Annotated in this window: 17 protein-coding genes; 9 read left to right on the top strand and 8 right to left on the bottom strand. The window is 35.4% G+C overall.

Going from position 1 to position 15,037, the window contains the following annotated elements:
- Window positions 1-174 precede the first annotated feature (174 nt).
- Window positions 175-363: a hypothetical protein gene (locus tag VIG73_RS10670; RefSeq protein ID WP_331641766.1), complete on the top strand. Its 189-nt coding sequence runs from the start codon at window positions 175-177 to the stop codon at window positions 361-363.
- Window positions 364-375: 12 nt separating this feature from the next.
- Window positions 376-555, top strand: a complete 180-nt coding sequence (locus VIG73_RS10665; RefSeq protein WP_331641764.1) for a hypothetical protein — start codon at window positions 376-378, stop codon at window positions 553-555.
- Between the two features lie 141 nt (window positions 556-696).
- Here the strand turns inward: VIG73_RS10665 and kynB are convergent, their stop codons facing one another.
- The 6 genes from kynB to VIG73_RS10635 all read right to left on the bottom strand — a co-directional run bounded on the left by kynB (window position 697) and on the right by VIG73_RS10635 (window position 5,420).
- Window positions 697-1,326 (bottom strand): arylformamidase, encoded by a 630-nt coding sequence (gene kynB, locus VIG73_RS10660; protein ID WP_331641762.1) that lies wholly within the window; start codon window positions 1,324-1,326, stop codon window positions 697-699.
- A gap of 57 nt (window positions 1,327-1,383) precedes the next feature.
- On the bottom strand, window positions 1,384-2,238 hold the full coding sequence (gene kynA, locus VIG73_RS10655) for a tryptophan 2,3-dioxygenase (protein ID WP_331641760.1): 855 nt from the start codon (window positions 2,236-2,238) through the stop codon (window positions 1,384-1,386).
- 29 nt (window positions 2,239-2,267) lie between these two features.
- The gene (kynU, locus tag VIG73_RS10650; protein ID WP_331641758.1) at window positions 2,268-3,548 is read right to left on the bottom strand and encodes a kynureninase; all 1,281 of its coding nucleotides are present in this window, start codon (window positions 3,546-3,548) and stop codon (window positions 2,268-2,270) included.
- Between the two features lie 91 nt (window positions 3,549-3,639).
- Entirely contained in the window at window positions 3,640-4,359 is a 720-nt protein-coding gene (locus VIG73_RS10645; protein ID WP_331641756.1) for a DUF3139 domain-containing protein, read from the bottom strand.
- Window positions 4,331-4,933 (bottom strand): zf-HC2 domain-containing protein, encoded by a 603-nt coding sequence (locus VIG73_RS10640; protein ID WP_331641754.1) that lies wholly within the window; start codon window positions 4,931-4,933, stop codon window positions 4,331-4,333. Before VIG73_RS10640 ends, VIG73_RS10645 begins: the two co-directional genes overlap by 29 nt.
- The gene (locus VIG73_RS10635) at window positions 4,908-5,420 is read right to left on the bottom strand and encodes an RNA polymerase sigma factor (RefSeq protein WP_331641751.1); all 513 of its coding nucleotides are present in this window, start codon (window positions 5,418-5,420) and stop codon (window positions 4,908-4,910) included. The genes VIG73_RS10640 and VIG73_RS10635 overlap by 26 nt, the downstream gene beginning before the upstream one ends.
- Window positions 5,421-5,573: 153 nt before the next feature.
- Here VIG73_RS10635 and VIG73_RS10630 point away from each other — a divergent pair, with 153 nt between their 5' ends.
- The 4 genes from VIG73_RS10630 (at window position 5,574) to VIG73_RS10615 (ending at window position 9,991) form a co-directional block, all read left to right on the top strand.
- The gene (locus VIG73_RS10630) at window positions 5,574-5,900 is read left to right on the top strand and encodes a nucleoside triphosphate pyrophosphohydrolase (protein ID WP_331641749.1); all 327 of its coding nucleotides are present in this window, start codon (window positions 5,574-5,576) and stop codon (window positions 5,898-5,900) included.
- 230 nt (window positions 5,901-6,130) lie between these two features.
- The gene (gene dcm, locus VIG73_RS10625) at window positions 6,131-7,390 is read left to right on the top strand and encodes a DNA (cytosine-5-)-methyltransferase (protein ID WP_331641747.1); all 1,260 of its coding nucleotides are present in this window, start codon (window positions 6,131-6,133) and stop codon (window positions 7,388-7,390) included.
- A 76-nt stretch (window positions 7,391-7,466) separates the two neighbouring features.
- Window positions 7,467-8,864 carry a Sau3AI family type II restriction endonuclease gene (locus tag VIG73_RS10620; protein WP_331641745.1) on the top strand — a complete coding sequence of 466 codons (1,398 nt, stop codon included), beginning with the start codon at window positions 7,467-7,469 and terminating at the stop codon, window positions 8,862-8,864.
- Window positions 8,864-9,991: a hypothetical protein gene (locus VIG73_RS10615; protein ID WP_331641743.1), complete on the top strand. Its 1,128-nt coding sequence runs from the start codon at window positions 8,864-8,866 to the stop codon at window positions 9,989-9,991. Before VIG73_RS10620 ends, VIG73_RS10615 begins: the two co-directional genes overlap by 1 nt.
- A gap of 182 nt (window positions 9,992-10,173) precedes the next feature.
- Here VIG73_RS10615 and VIG73_RS10610 read toward each other — a convergent pair whose 3' ends face one another.
- Both VIG73_RS10610 and VIG73_RS10605 read right to left on the bottom strand, forming a co-directional pair.
- Complete coding sequence (locus VIG73_RS10610; protein WP_331641740.1) at window positions 10,174-10,995, bottom strand: CBS domain-containing protein; 822 nt, start codon at window positions 10,993-10,995, stop codon at window positions 10,174-10,176.
- A gap of 114 nt (window positions 10,996-11,109) precedes the next feature.
- The gene (locus tag VIG73_RS10605) at window positions 11,110-11,616 is read right to left on the bottom strand and encodes a hypothetical protein (protein ID WP_331641737.1); all 507 of its coding nucleotides are present in this window, start codon (window positions 11,614-11,616) and stop codon (window positions 11,110-11,112) included.
- Between the two features lie 86 nt (window positions 11,617-11,702).
- Here VIG73_RS10605 and VIG73_RS10600 point away from each other — a divergent pair, with 86 nt between their 5' ends.
- From VIG73_RS10600 to VIG73_RS10590, 3 genes are all read left to right on the top strand, one after another.
- Complete coding sequence (locus tag VIG73_RS10600) at window positions 11,703-11,882, top strand: hypothetical protein (protein ID WP_331641735.1); 180 nt, start codon at window positions 11,703-11,705, stop codon at window positions 11,880-11,882.
- A 120-nt stretch (window positions 11,883-12,002) separates the two neighbouring features.
- Window positions 12,003-12,602 (top strand): class I SAM-dependent methyltransferase, encoded by a 600-nt coding sequence (locus VIG73_RS10595; protein WP_331641733.1) that lies wholly within the window; start codon window positions 12,003-12,005, stop codon window positions 12,600-12,602.
- A gap of 190 nt (window positions 12,603-12,792) precedes the next feature.
- Window positions 12,793-14,493, top strand: coding sequence for a putative bifunctional diguanylate cyclase/phosphodiesterase (locus VIG73_RS10590; protein ID WP_331641730.1), 1,701 nt, complete (start codon window positions 12,793-12,795; stop codon window positions 14,491-14,493).
- Window positions 14,494-15,037: the final 544 nt, after the last annotated feature.

Below are 15,037 nucleotides of genomic sequence, written 5' to 3'. Positions count from 1 at the left end.
GCTTGTGTCTTCCTTCTAAGTGTTGTTCCTATGCAAAGTGCAAATGCATATACGTAAAAAGTGGCAATAAGACTTATAAATGCACGACACAAAAAAAGGCTTAGTGCCTCCGATGTTAAAAAAGCGGCAAAGAAAGTTTCATCCTTATCTGGAAAGACTGATATTCTTACACTTATGGTAGCATGGTTTATCAAGGTTATTGGAACAGCTATGGGTGTATTTGCGATTGGTCTCGGAGTGAATGCAAATACATGGAGTAAAGCAGCAGCAACGAATAAGAAAGCAAGACAAGATCATTGCATTAATCAGAACTTTAATGGCTATAATGGTTATTCCATAATGAGATATGTTTTCTATAAATAGGAGGGGACAGCATTGGATAAACAAAAAGCTTTATATTTAAGCCTTTTATTTATACTATATATTGTAATCGGAGTAGTTATTTTATTTTTAACAGACTTTACACCATTACTAAAGATTGCTTTATTTATAACCTTAATTTTTTTGACACACTTTTTTAAAAAAATAATAAAGACTAAAACAATTGATTCTTAAGTAAGTAAAAATCACCTTAGATTAATATTAAGGTGATTTTTTTATTTGTCACCGTGATGAAATGATTATTTTGAAATTTTCCCTTCATATCTTGATACATATTGAAACCTCTTTAGGCATTTAAACTAACTTTTACAAGACTCAACTTTTCCGCATCACCGCGCGAACCGGACTTGCATCACCATCTTGAATCTTAAGTGGAAGTGCGATTAAGTCATAATCACCTGGTGTAAGATCTCTCAGTACAAGATTTTCTAATATTGTTATACCGTTCCGATGCAATGAATGATGAGCATCCAATGTCTTACTATCAACTGCATCAACTGAAGGGGCATCTGTACCTATGAGAATAATACCGCGCTCTTTCAAGTAAGGACCAATATTTTCATCTAAAACTGTATATTGATCTGGAAAATGCTTGAAATCATATATTGATCTCGTTCGTAAAATCAATCGCTTAACACCTGATAAGTCGTGGCTTCTCAATTCCTCGACACCAACCTTTGGGACTCCCGTAACATCAATTAACCGTGCACCGCCAATAAATGTCTGCAAATCAAGTTCATGAATCTTCTTGCCATCTTCAGCAAAATGAAACGGTGCATCAACATGTGTGCCTGTATGTGTACTCGTACTTAATTTACCAATGTTAACTGAATTTGTTTCCGCTTTCGTTAAAGATAGGTGAAATGAGAACGGTGTGTCGCCTGGCCAAACGGCTATGTCATTTGTTAAAGGTTGTGATATATCCATCCATCTTCCCTTTTCCACTTGGAACATCATCCTTTTCTTTATAAATTGCATAGGTAAGCGCTTACAAATATTTATTTATAATTCTGTCCTTAGCTCCCATAATTCAGGGAAAAAACGATGATCTAATACCGCGCGCAAATAACTAACGCCCGAAGAACCACCTGTCCCCTTTTTAAAACCGATGATTCTTTCTACTGTTTTCATATGACGAAAACGCCATTGCTGTAACCAGTCTTCGATGTCAACGAGCTTTTCAGCAAGTTGATATAATTCCCAATATGTCTCAACATCTTCGTAAACACACTTCCACGCGGCTTTTACCGTTGAATCTCCACCATATGTGATTGAAAAATCCCGACTTAATAGCTCAGTATTGATAGGTAGTCCTGCATGTGCCAATGCTTGAATCGATACATCATAAATACTTGGCGCATGAAAAGCTTTTCTTAGTCGCTCATAAATCATCTCATCTTGCTTATATATTTTTAAAATATGTTTCGTTTTATAGCCCAGGGCATATTCAAATAAACGGTATTGATACGACTGGAATCCAGATGCTTTCCCAAGTGTATCACGAAATTCCAAGTATTCCGCAGGCGTAAGTGTCGATAAAACATCCCATGCTTGAATAATTTGCGTCTGTACTTTTGTCACACGGGCTAACATTTTAAATGCAGTTTGCATCTGATGCGTTTGAATCGCTTTAATAGCTGCCTCTAATTCATGGATCATCAATTTCAGCCATAGTTCACTTACTTGATGAATAATTATGAATAATGTCTCATCATGATGATTCGATTTGCCTTTCTGACTCGACAAAATACGATCCAATTGGAGATAATCCGTATATGTCATTTCCTCTTTAAAATCGGTATGAAAATCCCGTTCTTTTGTCAACTTCTGATGCAAATCTGATATATTCTTCGTCATCTCATCCCTCCTCTTTTAGTCATCATACTCTAAGCGACAACATCACGTTCATTTGTAAACTTCTTATACTGTTCTTCATCCATAATCGTTTTCAAAATTTGAATACAATTAAAGACTTCTACAAACGTATTGTATAATGCAACAGGTGCTAGGCGAATGCCAGAAGGGGCACGAAAATCCGGGATAACATTGTTTTCCTTTAACGCTTTACATATACGCGCAGCTTCGGGATGTTCCAAATAAATATGCGCTCCACGCGATTCATCATCTGTCGGATTAACAATAACAAATCCATAATCAGCTAACTCATTTTCAATGAGCATCATCATATAAGCAGTTAAATGGAGGGATTTTTCACGAATACGGTGAATTCCAGCCGCTTCGAACATTTCTAATGACCCAAGTAACGGAGCCGCACTTAATAAATGTGGTGTCCCAACTTGATATGCTCCAGCATGTCCTGCAGGTATCATCGTATGTTCCATGTCGAATTGTTTCTCCTTATCTGAGCCAAACCAACCCGCAAGACCCGGTTCAGTTCCGAAATGCTTTTCATTCACATACAAGCCACCAACCGCCCCAGGGCCAGCATTCAAATGCTTATACGTACACCAAAAAGCAAAGTCGACACCCCAATCACTCAACTCATGTGGCAGAGCACCAATTGAATGACATAAATCAAAAGCTACTATAATGCCGTGCTCATGAGCAGCTTCAGTCACACGCTTTATATCCAACACTTGCCCACTTCGATAATACACACTTGGAAGAACAATAAAAGCAACTTCTTCTGTCATTGCTTGAATCACATCTTCCTCTGAAATCGTATGGCCATCACGACTCTTCACTCGAATAAGATGTTCGTCGGGATGAAGTCCACGTAAGCGTAACTGGCTCTTAATCGCATATAAATCAGAAGGGAAATTCAACTCATCAGCGATCATCTTCGTTCGCTTACCATCTGGCTTATAAAATGTCGCTAGTAACTGGTGTAAGTTTTGCGTAGTGGAACCAGTAATCATCACTTCCTCTGCTTTTGCTCCGATTAAAGAAGCACTCTTTTTAGCTAATTCTTCTGAGTAATAGAACCAAGGATTGTCCCCCTTTGTCCAACCATCAATCCCATCTTGTTTCCAAGATTCAAGCATCGCTAATAGTGTTTGCTCCGCACGTTTGGATAACAACCCTAATGAATTACCATCAAAATATATGACGTCATCTGACACATAAAATTCATCACGAAAGGATGCTAATACATCGGACTGGTCTAGTGCTTCAGCATAAGCCTGTGACGTATCCTCGTTAATCATCAAATACACCCGCCTTTTTCTAAAATGAATGAATTTTTCTACTCCATTATAAAAGGAGAGCTGATTCACGTCAATCAACTCTCCACATCTGTTATTCATGCTCATCAATATCTTTCAATTTCAATGTCGTATCTGGATTGAAAGATAAGGCGTATTTAACATAACCTGTATCGGCAATCTCCTTCCCTTCCTCATCAAGTATATTCCCGTTAATCGTCACACGCTCATAATTATAACGAGCATCATTTAATAACGTTTGAATCACTTGTGCACTTTGTAATGTATCTTCTTTCGTCTTTGTTGTCGAATCAAGCACAATATGAAAATTAAGTGGTTTTTCAAGTGTTAACGATTTATCCCACGCTGTATCTTTCGGATATGTGCCTTGAGATACTTCAATTTCGACATCTAGCGTAACGATATGATCGACTTCTTTTTCTAATAATCCTAGGACTTCTTCACTTGCTTCGCGAGAAAGTTTTTCAATCAGTGGTTCGTCTAACCGACTATAATATATATCGTCATACCATATTTCTGGCTTGATAAAACCGGTCAATGTGACCTCGTATTCAGCATCCTCTTCACCAATTAGAACAACATTAAAATCATAACTACCAAACTTGAAGTTATAAAAACCATCTTCTATATAAAACTCTTCATCTGGATACGTTTCTGCTAAGTAGGTTTTTAATTCCTTTTTGGCCAAAAATTTACTGATAGGATTCCCATTAAACGCATTATATAAAAATAAAATACCACCTATTAAGACGACTAAAAAGAAACTATAAATTAATTTTTTCTTCATCATCATGCTGATCACCACCCCCCGTTAATTTAAGAATGAGAAATCCAATTAATGCACCTATTAAAGCGAATGGCAAATGCACAAACGTAGCAAAAATACTATTCAAAGTTACATCACTAATCATTTCTGTAACAGTCGTTTCTTCGATAAAATATCCATTCGTATAATCCGATATATCGACAGCGATACTCCAGATAAAAAGCGGTATCGTCGCTAAATAGAAAACGAGTTTAATATCTTTATAAAATAAAAATGTCACTAACCCGAGAATCGGATACGTTAATATAAAATGGAAGCCCTCATTTACAAGTGATGTCGTCATTGCTAATATAAGAGACAATCCGACAAAAATCATTTGATAAATCGCTAATTTACGGTTAATCTTCTTAAACATCTTATTCTCTTCAAGCGATGGTTGGATCGAATCTGTAGGAAGCGGCTCTTGTGACAATGTTAATAACTCCTGACATTCTTTACATTCCTGCAAATGTGCTTCAACCCATACCTTCGTTTCTGGATGAAGTAAATCTTCATTGTATAATGGCAATAAATCCTCAACGATTGGGCATTGATTTTTCATCGTCTCCCTCCATTCTTTTTTGTAACTGTAGTTTCGCCCGATGGAAATGCACCCGAGCATAATTCTCACTTTTACCGACTAATTCACCAATCTCTTTAAATGATAATTCTCCAAAAACCCTTAATGTCACAATCTCTCGCCTTAATTCATCTAATGATTCAATACATTTTAGAAGTAAGGTACTTTCCTCTTTTAATAGATAAGCATCTTCTAGTAATAGCGGGTGGTCATGTGCAAGGACAAGACGTTTCTCTAGGTGCTTTTTATATTTATTCGAACGATAATATTTGTAAAGAAGGTTACGCGCAATCGAAAATACCCATGTTTTAATACTTGCTTGCTTACGAAATGAGTGATAACTCTTCATTGCTTCATAAAACGTATCTTGCGTTAGATCCTCCGCCACACTTTGACTCCCCGTCTTCACATAGAAAAAAGCATATACTTTCGGATGAATCTCCCGATATAAATTTTCTAATTCCTTCATGCCACCCGCCTCTTTCACAACCTTCTCAATATGTTAGTACCATCATACACCGTTTTGTTACAGGGGAGGGAATATTTTTAAAGGAATCTGTTTGCACTGTGAATCTATTTTTCCTACAATTTAAATAACACAAACGTAAAGGAAGATGAAAGAATGCCTGTTTATAACAAACTTGTACGCGACAAAATTCCTGAAATTATACATAGCAATGGCAAAGCATGCACAACGAAAGTGTTAAACGATGGAGAATATGAAAAGGAATTAAAAAAGAAGCTAAAGGAAGAAATGACTGAATACCTAAGCGCACAAAATAAGAGCGAAGCATTAGAAGAGCTTGCTGACGTACTTGAAATCATCCATGCACTTAGCCACATACACGGCGCATCAATTGAACAAGTGGAAAAAATCAGAGTCGATAAAGCACAAATACGAGGAGGATTTAACGATAAGATGTTTCTTGTTGAGGTTGAAGATGAATGACGCCGATTACGTTACATACTCTGCAATAATCTAAACAACTTTAACGAGATATTCACGAAAAAACAACAATCTATATCTTGACAGCATTTATGATGCGATTAGGTGTCAAGCTTATTTGTAATAATCTTGAACTTGCCGTGAATCGTGAATATATCAAAAACAAGCGTTAAACTTGATCTTTGTTTACAAATAATGTATTATAGTGTAAACAAGCGAAAGGGTGTTCTTATATGGGCGAAAATTTAAAATTAAATGTTATGGAATTGTTTGCAGGTGTTGGTGGTTTCCGCTTAGGACTTGAAAGAGCAAATCCTGATTTATTTGTCGTAAATTGGGCAAACCAATGGGAACCGTCCCGTAAGTCCCAGGATGCCTTTGACTGCTATGTAAGAAACTTCAATAAGGGAACTCATGTTAATAAAGATATTGCTACAATATCGAATGAGGAGTTTCAAGCTGCTGCACCGGACTTAATAGTCGGAGGGTTTCCATGCCAAGACTATTCCGTTGCTCGTTCTCTATCGGGAGAGAAAGGGATTCAAGGAAAAAAAGGGGTATTGTTTTGGGAAATTCGTAGAGCAATAGAGCATACACATCCAAAGTATGTTTTACTTGAAAATGTCGATAGATTACTAAAATCCCCTTCTAGACAACGTGGACGTGATTTTGCCGTCATGCTTGCAGCTCTTAGAGACCTCGACTATAGTGTTGAATGGCGTATGATTAATGCTGCCGAATACGGTTTTGCCCAACGTAGACGGAGAGTGTTTATCTTTGCCTATAAGAACGGACTATCATTTGACTCCGAGCAAGAACAATATAAATTAAAAGATATTGTTTTTGAGAAGGGCTTTTTTGCAAAACCTTTCCCTGTTAAAGAGGAACCTTATAAAAAGAGAACTGATTCAGTTGACCTGCCAAAGGATATTGTCGAAATATCTGATGAGTTTTCATTTAATTTTCACCCAGCAGGTGTTATGAGATATGGGAAGGTATACACAGCTCATGTTGATCCTATACTACAAGAACCTACTCCTCTAAAAGATATACTTATTGATGAAGAAAATGTAAATGGAGAATTTTATTTATCAAAAGAAGAGGAAGAAAAATTTGTATATATGCGTGGACCTAAGAAGATTGAAAGACAATCCCCAGATGGACATAAATATTACTTTTCTGAAGGGGGAATGTCTCCAACAGATTCATTGGACAAGCCAGGGAGAACCATGTTAACGAGTGAAGGAAGTAATAATCGTAGTACACATATCGTAGAAGTTAACGGACGTAAAAGAAGGCTTACACCTATTGAATGTGAACGGCTAAATGATTTTCCTGATAATTGGACAGCAGGTATGACCAATCGAATGCGATATTTTTGCATGGGAAATGCACTCGTTGTCGGTCTCATTGAAATCATGGGTAAACGCATCGAAGAAATAGAAAAGCAAAATAAAGTAGAAGAAGTACAACTTGAATTGATTACGAGCTGATACGTTTAGTATCAGCTTTTATTTTTATATGTTACAATAATTCTGAATCCAACAATTTCTGCAAAGGATGTATTTTATGCTCTATAAAACTGAAGAAGAACTACTTGCAAAGGCTAAACAAGCAGAAGGAATGACTTTTAGAAATATTGATCAAACAGGGCGAATTAAAAATGAACGATCTAAGGGACATCTTGGCCAAATTATTGAAGAAAGTTTTTTTGGTTATGAAGTTAACTCTGAAAAAGAGGCTGACTTTGCCAATCTAGGAATAGAATTAAAAGTAACGCCCATTAAGAAGAATAAAAACGGTACATTATCTGCTAAAGAAAGACTCGTCTTAAATATTATTAATTATCACGAGGAAGTTCAACGTCAGTTTGAGACATCTAGCTTTTGGAAAAAGAATGCAAAATTACTATTAATGTTTTACTTATGGACAGCCAAATTAAAACGGGCAGATTATAAATTAATAAAATCATATTTACATACATACTCAGAGGAAGATTTAGCAATTATAGAACAAGATTGGAAAGTAATCGTTGAAAAAATACGTGAGGGACGTGCCCACGAGCTTTCGGAAGCGGACACTAACTATCTAGCTGCAAGTACAAAAGGTGCTAGCAAAAAATCGCTGCGCACACAACCCTTCAGCGATGAACCAGCCATGCAAAGAGCCTTTTCATTAAAACAAAGCTATATGACCGCACTAGTTCGGAATATTATTCGTAAAGAAGACTTAAAACGCATTACAACGTCAAAAGAATTGAAAGAAAAGTCATTTTCTCAAATATTAGAAGAAAAATTCAAACCATACATCGGTATGTCTATTGATGATATATCAAAGAAAATAGACTACAAAATTAACTATGGACGAAAAAACTTTTTACAACAATTTATCAGTAGTTTATTGGGAATCCAGGGAACAAAATTGAATCAAATAGACGAATTTGCTAAAGCAAACATTCAATTTAAAACAGTAAGATTAGAGCCAAATGGAGTCCCTAAAGAACATATGTCATTCAAAAATGTTGATTTCATTGAATGGGCAAACAAGAATTGGGGAGATAGCTGGATTAGACGATATTTTGAGGAAACTAAGTTATTATTTGTTGTTTTCCAATATAAAGAAAGGGAAAGAGACAATCCTAATCGGAAGCTTTACTTTAAAGGCATTAAACTTTGGAATATGCCGAAAAAAACAATAGATGGTCCCTTAAAAGATTTTTGGTTTCATGTTAAAAATCTAATTAATACAGGAATTGATTTAACACCTACCCAACAAAAAAACCGAGTCATTGTAAAAAACAACCTTCCAAAACCAGGGTTCAATGATACTTGCCACATTAGGCCAAAAGGAAGAGATGGTAAAGATCACGTAAAATTACCTGATGGGAGAAAAATTACTAAACAAGGTTTTTGGTTGGATAATAAATACGTGGCAAAAATCACTTCAGAATTAAGTGAGGTATATTAATGGCGGGATATATTTTTAGCTTGAATAGCATTGGAGCACTTACAGGGTCAATATATGATGGTATATACAGCACCAATTTAAAGTTACCAAAAAACAATTATTGGAGTGTTCATCATGAAGGGACATTCGCTGACTATATTACAATGAAAGACGGGGACAATGTTTTCTTCTTTCATCAAAGAAAAATATATGGAATTGGTGAATTAATAACCGTAAAAGGAGATTGTAAATTACTCAATTTTCCAGATGCTGATTTTCCCTCTTCACCTGATTTTTCTAAAATTAAAAACGATATGATTTTAAACCATTCTCCGGAAAACTTACGAAATAGAATGCTGTGCACCTTTAAAGGAAAACCATATTTTTTTAAAAATGGCGTTGATATGGACGAAGTTTTGAGATCAAATCCTACGAAATTTAAAATGCTTCGAGCTTTTGAAAAACTGTCTTTTATTAAAATTGATGAAGAGGAAAATAAAGCGCTTATCGATATTATTCTAAAAAACAATGAAGAAAATTTATTTAATAAAAGCAACCTTTTTATTACCAATAATAAACTACATAAGCGTATAAATAACTTAGTTAATAAAAAATATAAAGTTACATCGGAAAACATCTTAGATCTTTGTAAAGGAAAAGACGGACAATTAAAGCATGAAATGGCAATAGAAACCGGTGTTTTAGAACACATAATTCAAAACAAAGGCACATTTGGTCGATGGGACTATGTTTCACACCAAGTCATTGCTTCACCTTTTAAGCCTGTAATCTATATGGATAAAATGGATATATTTGGATATAGATTCATTCCTGGATATGACACGGTTTCAAAGTATTTAGTGTTGGAAATTAAAAAAGGTCCTGCAACTAAAGATGATATTATACAAGTAATGAAATATGTTGATTGGGTCAATAAGGAATATAGCTATGAGGACTATAATATGATAAAAGCATTCCTTGTTGCATATGATTTTCCTCCAAAAGTAATTCAAATAAGAAATACCCTTGCCTTGCGAAACTATTTAAAAGGCTTTAGACCACCCATATCTAAGGAATGGTCGAATCTTAGACTTATAAAATACCGCTATATCCCTGAAAGGAAAGAATTGGCGTTTTGCGAAGCTTAGTGTCATTTCTAGGCATAATAAATAATTGAGAAGAGGATATATAATCTTCTTCTCAACCACTATTATTCTAAACCAGACCATATACTCTCAAAGTACTTGTCCATTATCTATAATAATTGCTGCGACAACATCAATTTTTTTCAATTAATTTTACCTCCATTTTTTGAACATATCCAATTACATCACTCTTCCACCAACAACTCTTCCTCAAGAATTCTCAACACCTTCTCCGTTTGTAGCACGAGTTCGATAATCTCTTTTTTTGTAAATTTCCCGATAAAGTCCTGGGCGTGTGCGAGATCGTTTCTTAAACTTTCTATTTGCCTAAAGTAATCTCTCATTTTATTTTTCGATGGGAAAGGAAGAATCGTATACATATCTTTCACAGACAACACAATATCACGCTTATCACAAAGTTGTAAGCAGTCTATCAGCTGGATTTCTTCGTTCACTTTTTTCCTTTCATAGAAGATGCGATAGGCTTCTCTTAATCGACTTTTATTTAAATAAGGCTTCCACTCTTCATAAGGTAAATACTTCTTAATCCACTGTAACAAGTACATTTCTGTTAACGATACCAGTCCAAAAAGAAAGAGCTGGACGGGTGCTTTTTGTAGGTCGGCATGTGTGACGAGTTTACTTATTCGATTTTCTTCTAAAACGAAGATACGCTTTGTCTCTTTGAATAAGTAAAGTGTTTTAAGTAATGAAGTGGAGTCGGATACAACTTCTGTCGTAATAAACGATTTCATATCATCTCGACAAATACCATCACCAAGATCATGCTTTTCAATATATCCGATGACCTTCCCATTTTCTTCAACACCCAAGCAATCAAAATCGTGGGTATCCATAATATGTAAGGCATCGGCCGTCCGCCCATGTGCATGACACACGACTAATTCCTCAGCGATATGGTCGACATGAATATCATTTAAAAATAAAGAACGTAAACTTTGGTGCGGGGATTGTTGTTTATTCAAAGACGATTCTAAACATTTCATCGCAATACTCCTTATGAACTTGTTTTAATTCATTATAGTACATTTATCCTGTATTCTATCAAAAAAACGAATCCCACCTTAATAACGATTAAGGGGTGGGATTGTATTCTTTTATTATTTTAAGATATACACTTTTGGTGGACTTTCTCTACTGTTGTAGAAGACAACAACACTTTCTCCATCAAATAAAGGTCCAAAAGTATTTCCATCTTTTATTGTATAATTTTCCTTCATTTCTCCCGTCTTACCATCAATAATCGCTAATATTGTTTCGTTTTTCTCGCCTGCTTCTGTCATTTGAACACGAGTATATACATCACCATTATAATAATCCGTTTCAAAATCATAACTTGGCTCATCAATTGGTGGTGTATCAAATTCTCCATTGATAGCTGTTGCCCATTTTTGACTTAATTCTTGCTTATCATAGGCTAGAAGACCGTATTCTAATTTAATATAAATCATATTTTCGTCAATATCTAGTTCGACATGTTCACTTTCAAACCGTTGTTCCATTTCCGGGGTAGTAAATAACTCTTCCGGTTCCTCAATGTTTTCATTAAATTTTAAAACATGCCACTGGTTATCATCTAGCAATGCTTCTTCTGTTAATTCTCTCACAAACTTGTCACGAGTCACCCATCACTTTTACAGGCCATTTGGTATACTTAAACTAGAGTTACTTTATAAGATTTGGGGGACTTCTCGTGAAACGATTTAAGCATTTATTTGTCATTCTCATTATCTTAATCGTTGCAGCATCTGTCTATCTGTTTAAAAATGATATTTTCTTTGCATTTTATACTTTTATGGGGCTGATGATGCTTTACTTTGGATTAACAATTTTGCTCGCACCATTTAGTACAAAAAACAAAAATGTACACTAACTTCAAAAACCTCACCTCATACAGGTGGGGTTTTTTATGCAAGCACATTGTTAAACATATTTTTCGTTCATGATAAGATAATAACTGTAATACTTAATAATCGATAAAGGGGACAGATTGATGTCTAAAAATAAATGGGATGAGCGTTTTTCAAAGGAAGGCTATTTCTACGGTAAAGAACCAAATGAATTTATCCGTGAAAAAAGTTCAATAATACCTGAAAAATCAAAAGTTGGATGTTTTGCAGAAGGTGAAGGTCGTAACGCCGTATATCTTGCGACGCTTGGACATGATGTGACATCTTATGATCAAGCTGTTGCGGGACTGAAAAAAACAAAGGAATTAGCTGCTGAGAATCGTGTACATGTCGAGACCGTACAGCAGGACTTAATAACCGAAAAAGTGACGACCGAAACATTTGATGCAGCAGTGATGGTATTCGGGCATGTTCCCGGGGAGTCACAAGCAAAGTTTATCCAAAATATCATTGGTTCAGTGAAACCTGGTGGTCATGTTTTATTTGAAGTTTATTCTAAAGAGCAATTCGATTATAAAACAGGCGGCCCACCCGTTATTGACAATTTATATGATCCGATAGATATTTTAAATTGGATTAAGCCATACAAATGCTTACATTTCTATTATGGGGAAGCTGAACGAATTGAGGGTTCAGGACACACTGGTACTGGGCATGTCATTCAAGTTATCTTAAAAAAATAGTTCCTATGATTCCGCTTCTATTTATATATAGGGCGGATTTTCCATGAATATTGTAAATGACATTTTACATGAGTGTAATTTTTTAGACAAAAAGGGCTAATTTTTGACATTATTCATGCTTCATTTTTGTGAATTTAGTCACATATATGGTATTATTTTGTTGAAATGTTAATTAAAGGGGAAGCTGACGATGGATCAGAAGGCTCAGTTGGATAAAGCATTAAGACGGATGAATAATCTCGAAAAAGCATTAAATGAATCCACGATTGTCGCAGTTACAGATCAACACGGTGTGATTCAATCAGTTAATGATAAATTTTGTAGTATTTCAAAATACAGTCGTGATGAGTTAGTTGGTAATACACATCAAATAGTCAATTCTGGATATCATAGTCCTGAAGTTTTTAAAGATCTTTGGAAAACGATTGAAACCGGTCAAGTGTGGCGTGGAGAAATTAGAAATCGTGCAAAAGATGGTTCTTATTATTGGGTAGACACGACGATTGTACCTTTCTTCAATGAAGATGGTGAGTTATATCAGTATATAGCGCTACACCATGACATTACAGCACGAATGGAATATGAGGAAGCGATTAAAAAGTTGGCTTTCTATGACCCGTTAACCGCGTTGCCGAATCGAAATGCACTTAATCAGTGGCTTGATGTTGTTTCAGCAACAAACCACCCGCAATTTACCGTTCTGTTTTTGGATTTTGACCGTTTTAAATCGGTTAATGATAAATTTGGTCATCATATGGGTGACTATGTACTTAAAGAAGTGTCACGGCGTTTGAAATATTGTCTAAGCAAAACAGACTTTATTTCACGACTTGGCTGGGATGAATTTATCGTCGTCTTACGCGGGGAAATGAGTCAAAATGACATTAAAGCGATTGTAAAAAAGCTTATCCAACAACTCAGTATGTCTTATGATGTTAGAGGTTTAAAAATCAGCTTATCAATTAGTGTCGGAATTAGTACAGGTATGATGGAAGAGTCATGTACAGACGGCATTACTTTTATAGAATCACTCATTAACAAAGCAGATACAGCAATGGGGTATGCCAAAGCAAAGGGTGGCAATTCCTATTGCTTTAATACACCTGATCAGAACACAGAAATTGATCGCTATTATCAAATTGAACAGGAAATTAAAACAGCATTAGAAAAAGATGAGTTTACCATATATTATCAACCAATCATTCGATTACAAGATAATAAAATGATTGGTGCGGAAGCTTTATTACGTTGGTATAACCCTAAATTAGGTCATGTGTCACCTGCTGAATTTATCCCCATTTTAGAAGAATTAGGTCTGATTATCCCAACTGGAAAATGGATTTTAAAAACCGCTACCAAACAAATGAAACAATGGCAAGAAGACGGTGTTCACCTAGATAAAATTTGTGTTAATGTATCACCTATTCAGTTTCATCATGATGACTTTACTGTTTGCTTACAAGAAATTTTAGAAGAAACAGAGTTAGATCCTCGTTATCTAGAGCTTGAAATTACCGAGGGAACGCTTTTAAATATTGACGAAACACATGATGTATTTGAAAGTTTACGTGCTATTGGCATTCATATTTCAATAGATGATTTCGGAACAGGGTATTCATCCCTTGGTTATTTAAAAAAATTGCCCATCAACACACTGAAGATGGATCGCTCATTTATTTTCGATATGGATTCTGACGGTGAAATTATTGTCAATACGATGATTAATATGGGGAAGAACTTACATTACACAGTCTTAGCAGAAGGAATTGAACAAAAAGAGCAACTTGATTACTTAGCTGCACAAGGTTGTGATCTGGGTCAGGGGTTCTATTGGAGTAAGCCTGTTCCAGCTAAATCTATACATGCGTTATATAAAAATTTTAACAACTAAATATTAGTATGAGACTGGGACATAACTAGCATTAAATAATGATATTAGATTGGTACATCATATTTTGTTCACTGGAACGAAGGCCATAATTTGGTGGAAAATTTGTATAGTTTGTTATAAAGAAAAATAATAATCCACTCCTTTTCCTTAGGGGTGGATCTCTTTTTTAACAATATAGGTGTTATCATGACGACTTGAAGCGCAGACTTCCAATACGATATAACTTTAACTAGCATCGCTGACTTGTATGCCATTAAACGCTTCAATGTGAGCTAAATTTAGCTAGCAGCAATGAATTACATACCATTGAACGCCCCAATGCGAGCTAACTTTAGCTAACAGCAATGACTTACATACCATTGAACACCCCAATGCGAGATAAATTCAACTAACAACGCTGAGTTACATACCATTAAACGCTCCATATGCGATATTGCATAAAAAAAGACACGATAAAAACGTACAAATCCTCGGCACATTGCCGGAGATTTCTCAAAGACAATTAATAAATTGATCAATATGAAAGGTATCAAGAAAGAAAAAA

The sequence above is a fragment of the Cerasibacillus sp. genome (assembly GCF_036516575.1).
Taxonomy (GTDB): Bacteria; Bacillota; Bacilli; order Bacillales; family Amphibacillaceae; genus Cerasibacillus.
The sequence above is the reverse complement of the archived record's forward strand: the minus strand, read 5'-3'. Positions and strand labels throughout refer to the sequence as shown.

Bases quoted from the DNA above. Each gene is read 5' to 3' on its own strand.
- VIG73_RS10610 (WP_331641740.1), bottom strand. From the start codon at position 10,995: ATGAAATGTTTAGAATCGTCTTTGAATAAACAACAATCCCCGCACCAA.
- VIG73_RS10630 (WP_331641749.1), top strand. From the start codon at position 5,574: ATGCCTGTTTATAACAAACTTGTACGCGACAAAATTCCTGAAATTATA.
- kynU (WP_331641758.1), bottom strand. From the start codon at position 3,548: ATGATTAACGAGGATACGTCACAGGCTTATGCTGAAGCACTAGACCAG.
- VIG73_RS10635 (WP_331641751.1), bottom strand. From the start codon at position 5,420: ATGAAGGAATTAGAAAATTTATATCGGGAGATTCATCCGAAAGTATAT.
- VIG73_RS10595 (WP_331641733.1), top strand. From the start codon at position 12,003: ATGTCTAAAAATAAATGGGATGAGCGTTTTTCAAAGGAAGGCTATTTC.
- VIG73_RS10645 (WP_331641756.1), bottom strand. From the start codon at position 4,359: ATGATGATGAAGAAAAAATTAATTTATAGTTTCTTTTTAGTCGTCTTA.
- VIG73_RS10590 (WP_331641730.1), top strand. From the start codon at position 12,793: ATGGATCAGAAGGCTCAGTTGGATAAAGCATTAAGACGGATGAATAAT.
- VIG73_RS10670 (WP_331641766.1), top strand. From the start codon at position 175: ATGGTAGCATGGTTTATCAAGGTTATTGGAACAGCTATGGGTGTATTT.
- VIG73_RS10640 (WP_331641754.1), bottom strand. From the start codon at position 4,933: ATGAAAAATCAATGCCCAATCGTTGAGGATTTATTGCCATTATACAAT.
- dcm (WP_331641747.1), top strand. From the start codon at position 6,131: ATGGGCGAAAATTTAAAATTAAATGTTATGGAATTGTTTGCAGGTGTT.
- VIG73_RS10620 (WP_331641745.1), top strand. From the start codon at position 7,467: ATGCTCTATAAAACTGAAGAAGAACTACTTGCAAAGGCTAAACAAGCA.
- VIG73_RS10615 (WP_331641743.1), top strand. From the start codon at position 8,864: ATGGCGGGATATATTTTTAGCTTGAATAGCATTGGAGCACTTACAGGG.
- kynA (WP_331641760.1), bottom strand. From the start codon at position 2,238: ATGACGAAGAATATATCAGATTTGCATCAGAAGTTGACAAAAGAACGG.